This is a genomic window from Cyclobacterium salsum (assembly GCF_010119245.1).
Taxonomy (GTDB): Bacteria; Bacteroidota; Bacteroidia; order Cytophagales; family Cyclobacteriaceae; genus Cyclobacterium; species Cyclobacterium salsum.
This window is the reverse complement of record NZ_WNKG01000013.1, coordinates 15887-35473: the sequence shown is the minus strand read 5'-3', so window position 1 is coordinate 35473 and position 19587 is coordinate 15887. Positions and strand designations below refer to the sequence as shown.

At 46.9% G+C, this 19587-nt stretch carries 13 protein-coding genes; 6 read left to right on the top strand and 7 right to left on the bottom strand.

What is annotated here, in order from left to right:
- Positions 1–48 precede the first annotated feature (48 nt).
- A complete protein-coding gene (locus tag GJS45_RS20125; protein ID WP_162343672.1) occupies positions 49–1524 on the bottom strand; it encodes a hypothetical protein in 1476 nt (491 codons plus the stop codon).
- A gap of 135 nt (positions 1525–1659) precedes the next feature.
- Here GJS45_RS20125 and GJS45_RS20120 point away from each other — a divergent pair, with 135 nt between their 5' ends.
- A complete protein-coding gene (locus tag GJS45_RS20120; RefSeq protein ID WP_162343671.1) occupies positions 1660–3069 on the top strand; it encodes an NAD-dependent epimerase/dehydratase family protein in 1410 nt (469 codons plus the stop codon).
- A 241-nt stretch (positions 3070–3310) separates the two neighbouring features.
- On the opposite strand, the gene GJS45_RS20115 is transcribed toward GJS45_RS20120, so the two are convergent.
- From GJS45_RS20115 to GJS45_RS20100, 4 genes are read right to left on the bottom strand one after another with little or no spacing between them, the layout of a single operon-like run.
- Positions 3311–4669 carry a Gfo/Idh/MocA family protein gene (locus tag GJS45_RS20115; protein WP_162343670.1) on the bottom strand — a complete coding sequence of 453 codons (1359 nt, stop codon included), beginning with the start codon at positions 4667–4669 and terminating at the stop codon, positions 3311–3313.
- A 47-nt stretch (positions 4670–4716) separates the two neighbouring features.
- Complete coding sequence (uxuA, locus tag GJS45_RS20110) at positions 4717–5883, bottom strand: mannonate dehydratase (protein ID WP_162343760.1); 1167 nt, start codon at positions 5881–5883, stop codon at positions 4717–4719.
- A 23-nt stretch (positions 5884–5906) separates the two neighbouring features.
- Complete coding sequence (locus GJS45_RS20105) at positions 5907–6722, bottom strand: SDR family oxidoreductase (RefSeq protein WP_162343669.1); 816 nt, start codon at positions 6720–6722, stop codon at positions 5907–5909.
- Between the two features lie 25 nt (positions 6723–6747).
- On the bottom strand, positions 6748–8394 hold the full coding sequence (locus GJS45_RS20100; RefSeq protein WP_162343668.1) for a UxaA family hydrolase: 1647 nt from the start codon (positions 8392–8394) through the stop codon (positions 6748–6750).
- A 133-nt stretch (positions 8395–8527) separates the two neighbouring features.
- Between GJS45_RS20100 and GJS45_RS20095 the strand changes: the two genes are divergently transcribed.
- The 5 genes from GJS45_RS20095 to GJS45_RS20075 all read left to right on the top strand — a co-directional run bounded on the left by GJS45_RS20095 (position 8528) and on the right by GJS45_RS20075 (position 13983).
- Entirely contained in the window at positions 8528–9523 is a 996-nt protein-coding gene (locus GJS45_RS20095) for a sugar kinase (protein ID WP_162343667.1), read from the top strand.
- Positions 9524–9587: 64 nt separating this feature from the next.
- Positions 9588–10583, top strand: a complete 996-nt coding sequence (locus GJS45_RS20090) for a TRAP transporter substrate-binding protein (RefSeq protein WP_162343666.1) — start codon at positions 9588–9590, stop codon at positions 10581–10583.
- Between the two features lie 3 nt (positions 10584–10586).
- Complete coding sequence (locus GJS45_RS20085) at positions 10587–11072, top strand: TRAP transporter small permease (protein WP_162343665.1); 486 nt, start codon at positions 10587–10589, stop codon at positions 11070–11072.
- Positions 11073–11078: 6 nt separating this feature from the next.
- Positions 11079–12377: a TRAP transporter large permease gene (locus GJS45_RS20080; RefSeq protein ID WP_162343664.1), complete on the top strand. Its 1299-nt coding sequence runs from the start codon at positions 11079–11081 to the stop codon at positions 12375–12377.
- Between the two features lie 280 nt (positions 12378–12657).
- Positions 12658–13983 carry a hypothetical protein gene (locus tag GJS45_RS20075; protein WP_162343663.1) on the top strand — a complete coding sequence of 442 codons (1326 nt, stop codon included), beginning with the start codon at positions 12658–12660 and terminating at the stop codon, positions 13981–13983.
- Positions 13984–14037: 54 nt separating this feature from the next.
- Here the strand turns inward: GJS45_RS20075 and GJS45_RS20070 are convergent, their stop codons facing one another.
- Positions 14038–15894, bottom strand: coding sequence for a RagB/SusD family nutrient uptake outer membrane protein (locus GJS45_RS20070; protein WP_162343662.1), 1857 nt, complete (start codon positions 15892–15894; stop codon positions 14038–14040).
- A gap of 26 nt (positions 15895–15920) precedes the next feature.
- Positions 15921–19088 carry a SusC/RagA family TonB-linked outer membrane protein gene (locus tag GJS45_RS20065; RefSeq protein WP_235954889.1) on the bottom strand — a complete coding sequence of 1056 codons (3168 nt, stop codon included), beginning with the start codon at positions 19086–19088 and terminating at the stop codon, positions 15921–15923.
- Positions 19089–19587: the final 499 nt, after the last annotated feature.

Genomic DNA, 19587 nt, shown 5'->3' with positions numbered 1-19587 from the left:
CTATTCCCACTCATCTCTTATTTTTTTCCGAATCTCTAAAGGATTTTATTAATTAACCTTTTCCATATGCACGATCAAATGAGGTGAATCGGCAGGTATCCGGACTGACAGCCGTTTGGTGGAATGATGGATGGTTTCTTCCTTAAGTTGCAAACCGGTTGCCGGATTGATCCATGAAATTTTCCAGCGACCCTCGGGAAGCTCCAGGTCCATGATGGCATTCGCTTTACCATCCAGCAATTGAATCGCCAGAACGTCCACCCCATTACTGAGTACGTTGGCAGCCATCCCATCGGGTAAGGAGGAAAGGAGCTCGGGATGGGGGGATAACTCCCAGAATGGCAGTCCGGATACAAATTTGCCCAGGCGCAGCATGGCCGCATGCTGGTAGTCCACTACGGAAGCCGGGGTTTCGGCTGCCGGCCGGTGAAAGCGGGTACTGGCAGTACCGTTGATAAATCTACTCCAAATGACGATGTCTCCGCCATTTTCATCCCGGGTGTAATCCTTGGAGACCAGCAGTGGCTTGACCTGACCGTTTGCCTTCATGGCTTCCCGGTACTCCCTGATTCGCTTTCCTCCATCGATGGCCTGGGCTTGAGGACTATTGAATTCATGCCCCGAAACCCCCTGGGAAATATCCACAAATCTAAATCGGTCATCCAATGCCAGGGTCATAGGGTTGAAGTCATCCTGACATTCTCCTCCGCCATCCTTCCTATTGGTAGAGGGCATGTCTCCGACCATAGGAAACCTGGCTTTTACATAATCTGCCCAAAAGCGGCTCCACTCCAGATCTGCCCTGCTTTCATTATTCACATTTAGCAGGATATGGGGATAGCTTTCGATGATGCCTAAAAGCCGGTCAATGTATAATTTTTGATAGTGAAATACCTCCTGATTGTTGGATTTTGATGGCAGGGTCTGATAAAAGGGCGCGGCACAGGGCAGGGTACTGGCAGGTAAGCTTTGCTCATCGTAGTTAATGTTGTTGTTGGGGTTAAATGGGTGTCCGTTCCATCCAAAATTGTCCCCGGGATCATAGGCCCCTTCCGGACCACGGGTGACGGACCAGTCATCCCACAGTTCGAGAACGACGATGATTCTTTTTTCCAGGGCACTTTCCAACAATTTTTTCAGTCGGGTTTCCCATTCCGGAGAAAATTGACTCAAATCGTACCTGCCGTCAGCTTCCTGTTTCCATGGTTGCAGCACGCGCTTTACGGTACCGTCATGCAGGTGGTTCATGGGGTCATAGGGCAGCCAACGGACCAACCCCATGATGTGGGGGCTGTTGATTTCATCGATCAAATTGCCCATTCTTTCCAATTGTTGCTCTATCTGGACGGTTCCAGGACGACTGACGGGTGCCCAGCTGTGGAAACCAGCCGCCCCGATTAAAAATACCGGCGTGCTTCCCCAAGAGAAATAATGGGGATTTTTAGCTTGGGTCTGAATTTGATTTTGGGCAGGGAGGGAGCTGCATGTCAAACATAGTAGGGCAATCAAGAAGAACCGGCTCATTTTAGTAGGGAATCAGTTATAAGATAGATGAAATCGAATTTTTAAGATAAATAAATCCCGGTAGCAATAAAATACATTTATCGCATTACCTTAATTCTTCATCAACAATTTGGGTGAACGCCAGTTAGGTAGTCAATGGAAAACGGGAAAAAAAAGGTGCTGGCCATCGCCGGTGCGACGGGGTATATCGGTCGTTGGTTTATGGAGCGATTTAAGGACAAGTACCATATTATTGGTTTGAGCAGGAGGGAGGTACAGGACAATCCCTATCCCGAAATCGAATGGCGGCAGGTGGAATTGTATTCGATCAGTTCTACGCAAACGGCCCTGGAGGGAGTTGATTATGCGCTGTATCTGGTTCATTCCATGAATGCGTCCACCCGTTTGAATCAGGGGAGCTTTGAGGATACGGACCTTTTGCTGGCCGACAATTTTGCCCGGGCAGCTTCGGCCAATGGGGTCGAGCAAGTGGTTTATTTGGGAGGCATTCTGCCAAAAAACGAACCGGAGAGCACCTGGTCCCGGCACCTTAGGAGCCGCTTGGAAGTAGAAAAAACGCTGGCTTCTGGCACTGCTGCCCTCACGGCCCTCCGGGCGAGTATCATCGTGGGTCCCGGTGGATCTTCCTTCCAAATGATCAAAAACCTGGTCGAAAAATTACCGGTAATGATCTGTCCGAAATGGACGGAATCCAAAACCCAACCCATCTCCCTGCAGGATACGCTGACCATCATTGACGGCTGCCTGGGAAATCCGAATGTATTTGGAAAGGCCATTGAAATTGGCTCCCCGGAAGTCATGTCTTACCAGGAGATGATGCTGAAAACCGCCGCAGTGATGGGCAAAAAGCGGTATATTTTTTCTGTGCCGTTTTTTTCCCCGGGCCTCTCCAAACTTTGGGTGGGCTATTTTGGCGAGAGTCCGGCGCAGTTGGTATCCCCACTGGTTGAAAGCCTCAAACATACCATGACCGTTTCGGATGAATTGGCCTTTCGGGAATCTCCCATCGCGTACCAGTCGTATGAGGAGTCGGTTAAAATCGCATTGCGTTCCGGACGGGAACCGCGTTTGCCGACATTTATGCCCCTGGGTCGTCGGGAAAATACCGTAAGAAGCATACAGCGGCTTTCCAATACCTTTGGTAAAAGTGCCTATTGGGCTGCTAATCGTTACAAAGTTTGGCTGCCAACGTTTTTCAAATCGATTATCAATGCCCGGGAAAATCGGGAAGGTGTGGTCAGTTTTTACCTTTTTTTTATCAATGTTCCCATGTTGCAACTAAGCTGGATCAAAGACCGAAGCGAGAAAAAGCGGCAATTGTTTTACATCAGTGGGGGCTGGCTGGTCGGCCGTTCGGATTACGGTTGGTTGGAATTCCGGGAAGTGCTGGGAGGTAAGTACATCATCACGGCTATTCACGAATTTGTTCCCAAAATACCCTGGTACCTGTACGTCTCAACCCAGGCCCGCCTGCATCTTTGGGTGATGAACCGCTACGGTCGGTACCTGCAAAAACTTGGACCGCGTGCTGTCCCTTTGCGTTGAAATGGTTGCTATTTCCTTGCCTGGACTGCATGTGTTCCTTGCTGGTAATTTTGCTGATGCGTTTTTTCGCTGGTATGGTTGGCTGATACCGTAGGAGTTCCGATACCAGGAAAGAGTAGCCGAGTTGGTTCCGGTACTTTGCAGGTACTGTCATCCACGGCATTAAAAAGTCTTAGTAAAAAAAATCCCCGGCTTTACCGGGGATGATTGGTGGTTTTTATAAGGTGTAGTAATAAGGAGGTTACGCTTTTAACTTCGGTTCCCAGCCTTTTTCATATTCTCTCTTCCAAAGAGCACTTGCCGTTCTACTGTTTCTGATGTGGCCGTTGGAGGAATCACATTCCAGAACTTCGCCGGTTCGCGAGGCAATATTCGCCAGGTGACACAGCAACACACTTTTGGCTCCTTCGTCGATGGGGCTGTTTTGTTCCTGTTTTCCACGGATGGCTTCAAAGAAATTGACCACGTGCAGGGTGGACATGTCGCCGCCACCGCCAAGTGCCGTGCCGGCCTCACTACCACCGGATTCGTTGGTTTTGACCACTTTTCCGCTACGGTCAAATTGTTTGTATCCGCCGCGGTCTACATATACCGAACCATCCGTCCCATAGATGACGGTACCTCTTCCGGGTCCGTAGGTGTTGTGTCCGTTGCGGCTTTTGCCGTCCCACTGAATGGTGCGGTTGTCGGAGAATTTAAATACGGCATCCATGGTATCGTACATTTCCCAGCCATCGTTCGGCCAGTGGTATTTACCTGAATCGACCATTACCTTTTCCGGGAAGTCAACTTGCAGGGCCCATCGGGCTACATCCAGTTCGTGGGTGGCGTTGTTGCCGGTTTCGGCAGTACCATAATCCCAGCCATACCAGTGCCAGTTGTAATTCCAGGTGTCGTCGGTGTACTCCCTTCTGGGGGCAGGCCCTTGAAACAGTTCCCAATCCAAACCTTGCGGCGGGGCTGCTTTTGTTTGGTTGGGTACTTCGCCTCTGGCGGAATTGTAAAAGGCCGTGGCTTTATACACATCTCCTATGGCACCCTCATGTATGGCCTTGATGATTTCGATGCTTTCAGGGGCAGAGCGTTGTTGATTACCCATCTGCACCACTTTTCCATATTGTTTCTGGTAGGCGACCAGTAGTTCTCCTTCGTAAGGATTATGGCTACAAGGTTTCTCTACATACACGTGTTTGCCAGCCTCCAGGGCCAGCCAGGTTCCCGGCGCATGCCAGTGATCTGGAGTAGCATTGATCAGGGCATCTACTTCCTGGTCTTCGATCACCTTCAGGATGCTGTTTTCCAGCTTTGGCTTGTAATCAATGTGTTTTTCAAAGTTTTTGGCAGCCCTTTCCCGCTGTGATTGCATGACATCACAGAGGTACATCAAATTCACATTACTGGATTTTAATCCAATCGGATTGTAAAAGGCACCTAATCTTCGTCCCAATCCGGCAATGGCGATGTTTAATCGATCGTTTGCACCCAGAATTTTCCCGTAACTTTTGGCGGAAAATCCTACTGCTCCCAACGCGGATATGCCCATGGTAGTCATGGCAGATTTTTTCAGAAATTCCCTCCTGCCAGCTTGCTCTTTACTCATAATTATTATCGGGTTAGTATATGTTATGACTTAATATTTTTCTGTTTTTATTTATCAAAAATACTCCTTGCGATTCCTAATTCCAAACCACGGATTTCGGCCAGTCCTTTTAGCCTTCCAATAGCGGAATAGCCGGGATTGGTTACCTTATCCAAATCATCCAACATCTGGTGACCGTGATCGGGTCGCATGGGCAGGGGTTTGCCCCGCTTTTGCTGGAGTTCGATAAGTGCTTCTACGACCTTTGCCATGGGAACGTCTCCTTCCAGGTGGTTGGCCTCGTGGAAATTTCCCTCCTGATCCCGCTGCGTGCTCCGTAAATGAATGAAATGAATGTGATCGCCATACGTACGAACCATGGCGGGCAGGTCATTGTCTGCCCTTACCCCAAGGGAACCGGTACAAAAGGTAAATCCATTGTATGCACTGTTGTTTCCTTTAAGGATCCGGTCGTAATCGCTGGCCGTACTGACGACCCGCGGCAGGCCAAAGATAGGAAAGGGGGGGTCATCCGGATGGATGCACAGGTACACCTTGCTTTCTTCGGCTACCGGAATGATTGCTTCCAAAAACAGGTTTAGATTTTCTCCCAATTTTTCGGCACCAATCCCCTTATAGGTGTCCAGCGCTTGTTGAAAGTCAGCTACGGTGTAGCCTCCCTCTGCTCCGGGTAAACCCGCAATAATGGTGTCGACCAGTTTGTCTTTTCCTTCGTCAGAAAGTGCCTCCACATGTGCTTTGGCCTTGGTCAGTATCTCCTGAGAATAATCTTTTTCCGCACCGGGCCGTTTCAGCAGGTACACATCAAAGGCGGCAATGGCTTTCATTTCAAAGCGAAGGGCTTTGGCACCATTGGGAAGCGTATAGGCCAGATTGGTACGGGTCCAGTCCAGGATTGGCATGAAATTGTAACATACGGTATGTATGCCTTCTGCCCCCAGGTTGCGGATGCTTTCCTGATAGTTTTTGATGTTTTGCTGGTAATTTCCCGATCGGGTTTTAATGTTTTCGTGTACGGGAACACTTTCTACCACAGACCAGGTTAGTCCGGCTTCTTCTATTATATTTTTCCGTTCCCGAATGGCTTCCCGGGACCAAACTTCGCCGTTGGGAACCTGATGCAGGGCGGTTACAATCCCAGTAGCACCGGATTGCCGGATATCGGCCAGACTGACCGGATCATTGGGACCATACCAGCGCATGGTTTGTTCCATCATTATTGGGTTATTGACTTTACTCATACTCCTGAAAATGCGCTGAAGCCTCCATCTACTTCGATTATGGTTCCTGTCACAAATTTTGATGCTTCACTGCTGAGCCATTGTACGGCTCCAAATAGTTCTTCCGGTTTCCCAAATCTGGCCATCGGGGTGTGGTCCTTGATTAGGTTTCCTCTTTCGGTCAGACTGCCATCTTCATTGGTCAGCAAGCGCTCATTTTGTGCCGTCAAAAAGAAGCCCGGAGCCACTGCATTGACCCGAATGCCTTCTCCGTATTTTTTGGCAAATTCGACCGACATCCATTTGGTCATGTTGTCAATAGCCGCTTTGGCGGAAGCGTAGCCCATTACCCGGGTCATGGGGCGGCTGGCCGCCATGGAAGAAATATTGATGATGGAAGCTTTTTTGGTTTTAATCAGTAGGGGTAGAAATACCTTGGTGGGCAAAAAGGTACCCATGTAATTTAAGTCCATAATGTTTTTAACCGCCTCCGAAGAGAGGTCCGTGAAAAATTGGTCGGGCATTACGGTAGCTCCGGGCATGTTACCTCCGGCAGCATTGATTAGGCCGTCGATCTGGTCAAAGGATGCTTCCAACTCTTTTTTGACCGCCGTGATTTCATCTTCCTTGGTTACATCGGCAACGGCAGGGAAAGCAAAACCTCCCTCGTCCTTAATTTCCTGTACGAGGTCTTCTACCTTTTTAGTGTTTCTCCCCAAAATGATCATTTGTGCGCCTTCCTTTGCCAAATGTTTGGCCATGGCTTTGCCCAACACGCCGGTTCCGCCGCTAATAATAATGACTTTGTTTTTTACTGAAAATAATTGAGACATAAATAAATACGTTTTAATCGTTTAATTAAAGAGAAACTCCCCTTTTCCAGGGAATGAAATCATCCTGGTTGAGTATATCGGCTTTGGCTTTGATGTTGCCGCTGGCCACCTGGATGATGTGCTCCAAAAGTTCATCTCCCATTTCTTCGATGGTTTTTTCACCGGAAATAATGCCTCCGGTATCCACATCGATGATATCCGGCATTTTGTTAGCCAACTTGTGGTTAGAGGATACTTTGATTACCGGTGTAACGGGATTGCCGGTAGGTGTACCCAGGCCGGTGGTGAACAGGATGATATTGGCACCAGAGCCCGCCATGGCAGTGGTACTTTCCACGTCATTCCCCGGAGAGCACAATAAACTCAAGCCAGGTTTCGTGGCAAGTTCGGTATAATCCAGGATATCTACAATGGGGGAGGTACCGCCTTTTTTGGCAGCACCAGCCGATTTAATGGCATCGGTAATTAGCCCATCTTTGATATTTCCCGGGCTGGGGTTCATGTCGAAACCCGAACCTACGGCTTCTGCTGAAGCGGCATAGGCCCGCATAAGACGAACAAATTTGTCGGCATTGGCATCCGTAGTACAGCGGTTGATCAGCTCTTGCTCCACCCCGCAAAGTTCCGGAAATTCGGAAAGAATGGTTTTTCCCCCCAGGGCGGCCAGCATATCGGAGACCTGTCCCAGGCTGGGATTGGCGGAAATACCGGAGAAGCCATCCGAACCGCCGCATTCCAGGCCAATGGTCAATTGGCTTAGTGGTGCTGCTTTCCGCTGCAGTTGATCCGCTTCTGTTAAGGCCAAAAAGGTGGATTGAATGGCTTTGTTAAGCATGTGGTTTTCAGTACCTTCTTCCTGCTGTTCCAACATGATCACCGGCTTTTTATAGTCGGGGTCGATTTGAGCCAGTTTTTCTCGTAATATGGCCGGTTGAGCATTTTGGCAACCCAGGCTCAAAATGGTAGCTCCGGCTACATTGGGATTATTAATGTAACCCGCTATCAGGGCACATAAGGCTTCCGAGTCTTGCCGGGTGCCTCCGCAACCTCCGTTATGGGTCAAAAATTTGATACCGTCGATATTTTTAAATAACTTTTCTTCCCCCGGCTGTTCTAGCGTTTCCACGCCTACCTGCTGTAAACGGTCCTTGTCTCCCTGCAGGTAACGCTCTTTCAACTCCCGGACCAGGGATTTATAGGGGTTGGGCCTGGCAAAACCCAGTTCCTCCACGAAGGCCTGCTTCATGATGTCCACGTTGCGATTTTCGCAAAAAACCAGGGGTACCACCAGCCAGTAATTGGCCGTGCCCACCTGCCCATCCGGGCGATGAAACCCATCAAAGGTCCGGTTTTTCCAGCGATTGACTTCCGGAGGATTCCAAGAGAAGGATGTCCGCTTGCCCGTAAAAGGCGCGGTTTGGTGAACGATATTTTCCGTGGTAATAACCTCTCCCTTTTTCAGGAGCCTCGTGGTTTTTCCGACGATGATACCATACATATAAATAATGGCACCTTCCTCCATGGATTCCATGGTAAATTTATGTTTGGCTGGCACGCTGCTAACCAAATTGATTTCCAGGCCTTCAAAAAGTATTTTTTCACCCGCTTTGAGATCGGTTAACGCAACCAAAACATTATCATCGGGATGAATTCGTAAAACTCTATGTATCATTTCAAATATTTGATTATCTTGAGCAATCGATTGCACAATTTAGAAATAAATTAAAAGAAAAGAGCCGAAGGGCTTCTTTTTTTTTAAATCACCGTTAAATTTGACAGTTTAACATCCGGTATCAAAAAAACGAATGCGTAAACGAATACTCACATTAGGGGAGGTAATGATGCGGCTTTCCACGCCAGGGCACGAACGGTTTATACAGGCGGGCAACTACAATGCTGAGGTGGGTGGTTCGGAAGCTAATGTGGGCGTTTCGCTGGCCTATTGGGAACAGAACGTGGCCCTTATCAGTGCCTTGCCGTCCAACGATCTGGGTAGCGCCGCCCTTCGTTACCTCAAAACAGGTGGAATAGATACCTCATTTATCCACATCGGAGAGGGAAGGATGGGCTTGTATTTTTTGGAAAACGGTGCCATGCAGCGATCTTCAAAAATCATTTACGATCGGTTTGATTCTGTTTTTTCCCATTATGACGGGCATGACCTGGATTGGGAGCAGGTGTTTAAAGGCGTGGATTGGTTTCATTGGTCAGGAATTACCCCAGCCCTATCCGCTTCTGCCGCCTCCCTCTGTCTTCGGATGCTGAAAGCGGCAAAAAGATACGGAGTAACGGTAAGTGGAGATATTAATTACCGAAGAAATTTATGGCGATACGGCAAGCAACCGCTGGATATCCTGCCGGAGTTGATTTCCTACAGCCAGGTTATTATCGCGGGATTATCGGATTTTGCAAATTGCATGGACATTCACGAAAGTAATTTTGTGGCGGCCTGTGAAAAAGCAAAAGCACAAAGTCCTTCCATCCAACTGGTATCCACGACGGAGCGGGATTCGGTTTCCGCTTCGCATAACCGGTTGGGCGGGATATTATGGAATGGAGAAAAGCTGATTAGATCCAGGGTATACGACATGCCGGCCATTGTGGACCGCATCGGAGGAGGGGATGCTTTTATGGCCGGATTAATTTATGGATTGTTACATAAAACCGAGCCAGAAGCCCTGGAGTTTGCAGTAGCGGCATCTGTTTTAAAGCATTCTGTGCCCGGAGATGCGAATTTTGTTACCGTGGAGGAGGTAAATCAGTTGGTTTCCGGAGAAAATATTGGCAGATTGCTTCGATGATCTGCGAAAGAGCGTACTATTTGATGAGTCAATTACTATTAACCAAAATAATACCATCGTACACATGTTTAAAACCACACGGATTAGATCCCTAAATTACCTGGGCCTGCTGTTTATAGCGGCTATTTTGATCGGTTGTTCAAAACCCGGAGGTGTCCGCATATTAAAATTGGGACATGGGCTGGATACCAGCCATCCGGTTCACGAAGCCATGCTTTACCTGGCAGAAAAGGCCGAGGAAAAATCGGATGGAAAAATGATCGTACAGGTGTACCCTAACCAGCAATTGGGTACGGAAAGGGAATTGGTCGAGCTGTTGCAAATCGGCAGTTTGTCCATGACCAAGGTATCCACCGCAGCCATGGAGGGCTTTGCTCCTGAAATAAAGATCCTGGGACAGCCCTATTTGTTCAGGGACGATGAACATCAGGCCAGGGTTCTGGAAGGCCCCATTGGGGAGCAGTTGCTGGCGGCCGGGGAAAAATACTGGCTGAAGGGGCTTTGTTTTTACGATGCCGGCAAAAGAAGTTTTTACACCATCAATACCCCGGTAGAAAAGCCGGAAGATATCCAGGGGCTCAAAATCCGTGTAATGGAAAGTCCTACTGCCGTCAATATGGTACAGAGTTTTGGCGGATCCCCTACGCCCGTTTCCTTCGGTGAATTGTATACGGCCTTGCAACAGGGAATCGTGGATGGCGCAGAAAATAATCCTCCCAGTCTGGTTACTTCAAGACACTATGAGGTATGTAACTATTATTCGCTGAACGAACATACGGCCATTCCGGATATGATGATTGTGAGTACGAAGGTTTGGGACATTTTATCTGAGGAGGAAAGGATTTGGTTGCAGGAGGCTGCCGATGAGTCTGCCGTTTACCAATTCAAACTCTGGGAAGAATCGGTGGCAGAATCCATGCGCATCCTGGAAGAAGCCGGGGTTGAGATAACCTATCCGGATAAGGAACCTTTTAGAAAAGAGGCTGAAAAAGTGTACGAATTGATGAAAACCGAGAATCCTGAAATGTATTCATTGGTCGAGGAAATCAGAAATTATTAAGTTATGCGTGCTATAAAATTACAATTGGATAAAGTAATCGGAATCATGCTGATGATCATTATGGCTTTCATGGTGCTTAATGTAAGTTGGCAGGTTTTTTCCCGATACGTACTTCAGGCTCCCAGTTCTTTTACGGATGAGCTTTCCAGATACCTGCTGGTCTGGTTGGGCATGCTGGGAGCAGCCTATGTAGCCGGTCAGGACAATCACCTGGCCATTGATATATTGCCCACCAAACTTAAAGGTGAGGCAAAAAGGAAATTGCTGGCCGTGATCAGTATTGTCATTGTGCTGTTTGTTATTCCTGTGATGATAATAGGAGGAATTAACCTGGTTTACATTACTTATACCCTGGAACAAAAGTCAGCTACCTTACAATTGCCGCTGGCTTATGTCTATATGATGATACCATTTAGTGGTTTGCTGGTGCTTTTTTATCAGTTTGTAAACCTGAAATCATTGTTGTTCAAACAAGACTCCCAAAATTAAATCGAAATGGAAGAATATTTAAGCATACTCATTCTGGTAAGCAGTTTTATCATTCTTATGGGCATCGGAGTGCCGGTGGCCTGGGCACTGGGATTTTCCAGTTTTCTCACGCTTACCGTAACCATTGCTACGGTTCCCTCAGCAACCACCATCGCCCAACGGATGGGAGTGGGACTGGATAGTTTCGCCTTATTAGCCATCCCGTTTTTTATTCTGGCAGGAGAAATCATGAACAAAGGCGGAATTGCCAACCGTCTGATTAATCTGGCAAAAGCCATGACCGGGAGGTTACCGGGAGGCTTGCTCTATGTAAATGTAATTGCAGCCATGCTATTCGGTGCCATTGCAGGTTCCGCAGCCGCTGCCGCATCAGCCATCGGTGGTATTCTTGGTCCTCGCATGGAAAAGGAAGGCTATCCCAGAGAACTCGGGGCTTCTGTCAATATCACATCCTCTACGACGGGATTAATTATTCCTCCTTCCAATGTACTCATCGTATATTCCCTGGCGAGTGGGGGGGTTTCGATAGCTGCACTCTTCGTAGCCGGATACATTCCCGGCTTGTTGGTAGGAATGTTTCTGATGATAACGGCAGCTATTTTTATTAAAAAACACAATCTCAAGCCAGGAGAGGTGACTACCTTAAAAGAGCTTGGTACCAAGTTTTTGGCTGCGTTTCCAAGTTTGATGTTATTGGTGGTGGTTATTGGAGGAATAGTAATAGGGGTGTTTACGGCTACCGAAGCTTCGGCAATAGCGGTAATCTATACCTTGGTGCTTTCCTTTATATATGGGGAGATCAAAGTAAAAGACCTACCGGGAGTTTTGTTAAAATCTTCAGAAACTACGGCCATCGTGATGTTACTTATCGCAACCTCCATGAGCATGTCCTGGGCGATGTCTAGCGAAAACATACCGCAATCTATAAGCTCATCCTTGCTGGCACTTAGCGATAACAAATTTGTTATTTTGATCATGATTAATTTGATCCTCTTATTTGTAGGAACATTCATGGACATGACGCCGGCTGTATTGATTTTTACGCCTATTTTCCTTCCGGCAGTGGTGACCATAGGTATTGACCCGGTCCATTTTGGAATCATAATGGTACTGAATTTATGTATTGGAATCTGTACCCCGCCGGTAGGATCGGTATTGTTTATCGGTGTGGGAGTAGCCAAAACCACCATTGCCAAGGTATTTTTGCCCTTACTTCCGTTTTTCCTGGCCATGATCCTGGGATTGATCGTGATTACCTTAATTCCGGAGTTGACACTCTGGCTTCCGGGATTGTTTGGATTATAATTTTACCCTTATTCATCATAAACCGCTGCGAACATTGTTTCCAGCGGTTTTTTTGTTTCCGGAATCAAAGGTCCTTTCCTGATAAAGATTGGAGGGGTTTGGTTAATGAACAGGGAAGGCCAATTTTTTCTTCGATGTCAACCATTTACCCAGGGCTATCGGTGTCGAACCGTCAGCGAAACGATCGTTATTGTTCGCATGCAGAATGGAAGGATGCGCCTTTTCCGATTTTTCCTTTTTTTCTGAAAAAATCCGATATTGGAAGGAAAACCAGATAACCATGAAAAGACATCCTGAACCCGCGTTTTACCCGAACCGAATACGTATTGGCTTGTTTGCCAGCGGAATATTTCTTCTCCTTCTCCAGGCCTGCCAACAGAAAAAAGAACCGGTTGCTACAAGTTTTACGTTGGAGGTAACCCAACTCACCTCCGGTTCGAAACATCATTTTTTTGGCTATATCGGGCAATGCCTGACGACCCCCTGGAATGCCTCGGAACAGTATGTTCTCGGAATGGAAATCGATTCCATTCACCGCATGCCCCATTCCGATGAAGCCGCAACGATTTTTGTACGGGACAGACAGGCAAATGACCAGTTGATTTACCTGGACAAAACCCATGCCTGGAATCCTCAGCAGGGGACGATGTTCTATTGGAACCCGAATCATCCCGAAAGTCAGTTTTTTTTTAATGACAAAGATACGGCGACGGGTGAGGTGTTTACGGTGATTTACGACCTGGATGAAAAGAAAAGGGTTCAGGAATTTCGGTACAAAGATACGCCAATCGGAAATGGCGGCGTGGCACCGGACGGCTCGTTCTGGTTGGGGCTCAATTATGGTAGGATGTCCCGGCTGCGTCGGGTAACTGGTTATTCCGGTGCAGTGGATTGGTCAAAGGATGACCTGGCACCAAAAAACGACGGTATTTTTATCGTAAATGCCGCAACCGGCGAAAAACGACTGTTGGTTTCCTTTTTTCAATTGGATCAAAAAATCAAAGAATCCCAACCAGACTTGCAACACACCGGATTGTTTATCAATCATACCCTTTGGGACAGGGATTCTGAACTGATTTATTTCTTTGCTCGTGCCGGTTGGAGTGGAAATAGAGACGAAGGGGAGCGTGTCAACGTACCGTTCACGATCCGTGCAGACGGGACCGGGTTGACTCGCCACGACATTTTCATTGGTGGACATCCCGAATGGGGAGAGGGAACGATACTCATGGGAAGTGCACCGGACGAGACCGGTACGAAAAGACAGGTAATGTACGACGTGGAAAAAATGGAAATTGTCGGATACCTGGGTGATTCCAACTTGTTCCCTAATCCGGAAGGAGATATTTCGCTTTCACCTGATGGCAATTGGTTTGTCAACGGCTATTCAAAAGATACCCTTACTTATTATACTGTGTTACGGCGCAGTGACGGTGCCTGGGCCAGATCTGAGGGGATCAGCAAGGGGGCGTATAGTGGCGATATTCGCATCGATCCTGCGCCCCGGTGGAACCGAAGCAATAACAGGCTCCTTGTCCCTGGTATGACAGCAAATGGAACCCGACAAATGTTTATGATAACGGTGAAGCCTAATTCCGGGACCTAGAAAAAAAAGCCCGGAAGAAATTTCCGGGCTTTTATAATGATAAAGGGGGTGATTTTATTCCATAGGGCTGGTATGGTTACCATCCACCGTAGTTAAGGGGGGCACATTGTTTTCAAAGCCTGAATAGCCTTGATTTTGGTTGATGATACCTTTTGTATTGGTATTGATGGCATCGGCAGGAATCGGCCATAGCACATGGTAAGGGCTATAGGTATAGGTATCACCATGACGCGTAAAAACACCTTTGTTGTAATAATCCGTAAATTCCATGATCCTGTCATACAGAAAATTTTCTTCGGAGAAGTTATCTATGGAATAGGTTTTTCCATTGTAAGCCTGAATACCGGTATTGGCAAAAATAAAAGCCATTCGGGTCAGTTCCGTTTTTCTGGGTTCTTCATAGTAAAGTTCTCTAGCTCTTTCATCGAGAATAGTCCCTATGTTCATCTCTTCAGGACCATACGGGGCGGCTTCGGCGCGTGTCCTAACCGCATTTACATCTGCTGCAGCATTGGCCAAATCCCCCTTCCATACATGGGCTTCAGCCCGGAGAAGATACGTTTCTGCGAGTCGGAATATGTACCAGTCACTGTGACCACCACTTGGCCTGATATTTTGTGGATCAGGTATATATAATTTATAGTGTGGCCAGGAGAACCAGCTACGGATGGTGTCGACTACCAATACCGTTCCTTCATCATTTCGGAATTGAAGGGGTTGACCATAATATTCATCATCTAGCCCAATTAAATCGGGATTGTTGTAGACCAGGTCGGTCATGTCCATCCAATTTCCGGGGGCATGCCGCAGGTCATTTTCATCGTCCCAGATCATGCTTTGGTGGTACCAGGTGCCTCTAAGACGACCAATTCCCCTTCCATATCTGGTAACATGGTCGATGTCGATGCCTGGTTGATCAATGGTTCCTCTGTTTCCATTCGGCGTATTAATATTGGTGATCCAGAAGGGAACAGCCTGGCGCATGGATGACATCCCTCCGGAATTTCCATCCGTATCCAACCGGTCCATTACCATCAGTATGGCCTCTGTATTGGCATTTGATGATTTGTTTTCAGGCCGGTGCAAGTCCCATATCAGGTTTCTGTCGGGATCGTTACCGGTAGAACCAAATCTTTCTGTCATCAGGGCATGGGTGCCTCCGTCAATCAAGCGACTGGCGGAAGCAATGGCATCATCAAATTCTCCCAGGGCAAGGTTTACTTTGGTCAGCAGATGTTGAATGGCACCCTTAGGAACCTGTCCCCGGTCCATTACTTCCGGAACCCAGGGTTCGGCCCATTCCAGGTCTTCCTTCATCTTCCGGAGAATGACTTCCCGGTCCGTGGAATAAAAATCAAGTCTGGGTTCGAGGATCTCCTCCAGAATTAAAGGAACATCGCCGAATTGATTGGTCAGCCGGTAGTAGCGCAAGGCCCGGTGAAAGTAAGCCGTCCCGAGAATGTGGTTACGCTCTGCTTCTGATTCGTAGTCTGTGGGATCATCGATTCGGGAGATCACCGTATTGGCATATTTGATACCCTTAAAACCTTCATACCAATACCAGCCAATTTTATTGGTGTTGGTACTGTTCAGGTTGGCATCAGGGGTAATCAGCAGGTTCATGTCCTGCGCCGGTCCGGATTTATCCGTCGTACCTTCTATAGCCACTTCAGTGAATATATGTTCGGTTAATATAGGAGGTCCATCACCGGTATACTCGTGGCGCATGTTTCGCTCACAAGCCACCAGGGCACCCCAGAGCCCACTGGCGGCGTTGAAGGTGTTTTCCGGCGCGTAGAAAGAAAGCGGTTTGGGTTCCAGCCAGGATTCATCGCATCCTGTCGTCGTTAGCATCATACCTGATGCCAACAGGCCCAGGTAAAATGAAGATCTTTTTATGTTAATTTTCATGATTAATTCTTTTAAATAGTCAACCATTAAAGCGTCAAATCGAGTCCCAGTGTAAAAATTCTAGGCGTTGGTCCTCCAGACTCAGGGTCCCAGAAGTTCATTTCCGGAGCATAGAAGCCTACGTTTCGAACATTCATGTAGAGCCTCAAATTTTCAATTTTTGCTCTTTCCAAAATGGTTTGTGGAACGGTATAGGCCATGGAAATATTTTCCAATCGTACGAAGGACCTGCTTTGATACACATTGAAGCCTCCGGCTCCTCCTTCGCTGGAGTACAACCTGGCCCACTCATTACTTGGATTTTCCGCTGTCCAATAAGGGAGGATATAGGAATTGGAACGATCCAAAAAGCCCTGTCGGTTCTTTCGCTGGTTGAAGGTTCCGATATGACCCAAATAGGCATACATCATAAAAGACACATCGAAATTTTTCCAAACTTTAAATTCATTTCTCAAACTCCATCGGGACCTGGGCTCTGAGAATCCCAGAAACTGCCGGTCGGCATTGGTGTACAAGCCGTCTTCGTTGACATCTTCGATTTTAAAATCGCCTGGTTTTACCCCGTAATCACTGGCCTCATCGGCTTCGGGAGTTTGCCAGATACCGTCTGTTTTGTAATTCCATACGGCATCTATGGCTCGGTCTATAAACCAGCGGTTGCCGATATCATCCAGTTCATTACCCTCTTCATCCAAATCGCCATAAAGGCTTACAATTCGGTTGCGGTTCATTTGGAAATTCAGGCTGGTTCTCCAGGTAAGGTTGGAACGATTGAGTAACAGGCTATTTAAGCTGACTTCTACTCCCCGGTTTCTCACTTCACCCAGGTTGTCATACACAAAATTGAATCCCAGAATATCCGGAAGGCTTCTTTCCACCAGGAGATCCGTAGTAGACATGTCGTACACTTCTATGGTACCGTCCAGTATGCTGTTAAACAAGGAGAAGTCAAGTCCCAGGTTGGTGGAAGTGGTTTTTTCCCATCGAAGATTTTCGTTTTGCATGGTGTTGACATACAACTGACTAACAAAGTACAACTCTCCACTGGGTCTTTGGTAGAAATATTTCCCGGTTTGCAGATCGGATAGGGCGGCATATCGTCCAATGTCTCTGTTGCCGTTCACCCCCCAGGAAGCCCTTAATTTACCATAATCCAGCCAGGGGATGTTGACGAAGTCTTCATCCGTAAATACCCAGCCAAAAGCCGCTGAGGTAAAGGTAGCCCTGGGGTTACTCTGTCCAAAAGCAGAATAGCCATCCCTCCTTACGGAGATGGTGGTGATGTATTTGTCAGAAAGGGTATAGATCAACCTTCCCATCAAGGCATCTGCAGTATGTTGCTGGTCATTGCTTGAAATGATGGGGTTGATTCCGGCTCCGATGTTATGGTATCCCAGGCGGTCATGTGGCTCAAATCCCACATTTTGTATGCTGTTGTCCCAACTCTGGAATTTTTCCGCATTTGCCAATAAGGTCACATCAAAATTATGGATGTTGTTGAAGTTTTTATTCCAGCTCAGGATATTATCCACTTGCCAGAAATATACTTTCCTTTGTTGCCTGCTGGCCCTTCCTCCCATGTTTTCAAAATCCTGATGGGCAGCCATTTCGTGATTGTACCGCTCGTAAAACTCATACCGGGGGGTAAAATTGGTTCTGAAATTGATACCAAAAGGGAGTTCAATGGACGCATACAAAGTAGAGTTGATAGTGGTCTCTTTTTGAAGGCGATCGGTAAATTGGGGCGTATAATAAGGATGGCGACCACCACTCACCTCCTCATTGGGTCTGAAACGGAGGCTTACCCCATCTTCCAGGAACGGTTCTCCCCAGGGAGATAAATTGACCATGTTTCCCCAGGCTACAGGGATCTGACTTTCATCCCTGTCCGCAAATTGGGTGTTCATCCCTACCGTCAACCATTCGTTGACATTGCCTTCTATGTTGAACCGGCTTCGGATGGTGGTAAATTTATCTCCGACGACCAGGCCTTCGTTATCCAGGTATCCCATGGACCAATAGTATCTAAAATCCTCGTTTCTACCGGAAAGGCTTACGGTATGGTCTTGTCGCAAGCCATTCTGAAACATCATATTGTACCAGTTGACGCTCTCTCCTGCCTTGTAATTGGCGATTTCCAGCGGTTGCATGTTTAGGCGCTGCAACCAAACCGTTTCCGGGTCTCCGTCGGATCCATCGTAATCCAGCCAGGTTTCCAGGGAGATATCTGAAGGAAGGGTGTTGGGGTTTGAAAAGCGGTAGGGTTCAAAACCGCCTGCATTGATACTTTCCATTACATCTTCTCTCCAGGACAAAAAGCCTTGCGGTCCGTACACGGGCTCGTCCTTGGCCATGCTCGCCACACCCCAGTTGGTGTTTATTTTTATCTGTGGCTTGCCCAAGGCTCCTTTTTTCGTGTTGACCAACACGACACCGTTGGCAGCTTTTGCCCCGAACACGGCAGCGGAACTGGCATCTTTCAATACGTCGATGCTTTCAATATCATTGGGGTTGATATCAGCGAGCTGGCCGTAATAAATAGCGCCATCCAATACGATCAGGGGGCTGGAACCGGCATTCAGTGAGGTTCTACCTCTAACTTCCAGGCTACCACCACCTTTGGCGGAAGTGTTCAGTCCTACATTCAAACCGGCAATGTTTCCACGGAGTACATCCTGTACGGAATTGGGGTTTTCATTTTCCAGCCGAGTGGCAGTTACCGAAGAAACGGCTCCTGTCAAGTCTCTTTTTCTTGCCGTACCATAACCAATGACAACTACTTCTTCCAGAGAAGCAGTATCCATAAGTAGGGTGACGTTGATTTCGGATTGGTTTCCTACCGCAATCGTTTGGGAAATAAATCCCACATAAGAATAGGTCAATTCCGCATCTTCAGCTACTGATATGGAATAGCTTCCATCAATGTCTGTGACCGTTCCCGTCCCAGTACCGGCAATGAAAACGGTAACACCCGGAATTCCTTCTCCGGATTCATCAGTGACAATACCTGTGACGGTGACGTCTTCAGCTTCTACGGTTGCCTCAAGGGAGGACAGGCCTGTGGGATATACCCTGTTGGGATGGTCCACCGTTGCATTTGCAAAACCGGTCGAAATCATCCACAGGCTGATCCAAAGAAAGTAGCCCATCCGGCTAGCTCCTTTTAAATCATACGCTAGTAAGATTTTTTTCATTTTATTTGGGTTTTAATTATTAATACATGGAAAGCACTTTACTTCCCTATACCGGTGACGAATCAGGTCTTCCTTTCACCAATACGGGTCCAACATAGGAATATTTAAAATAACATGCAATCGATTTCATACGTATAAAGAATTAATATTTGGAAAAATTATATATTAAAAATTTAGTATATTTATTATTTACCAAATAAAATTTTTTAAAATTTATAATAAAAATTTAGGTTTTAATACGAATGAACCTTTTCTCTTGAAATTCAAAATTTGGTATTGATTTTTGAGATTCGCTGTTTTTCAAATAAGTAATATCATATTGAATTAAACCTATTTTAAGATTATAAATTGATTTATTCATAGTTTAATTTGATTTTATAAATTTGATAATTTATTTTAAATAAATTAAAATAGAAATAATAGTATACTAATAGCTCAATATTTTTTAGTGGTTCTCCAGGCATTAGTATCCTTTTTGGCGCGTCTTTACCTCAATTAT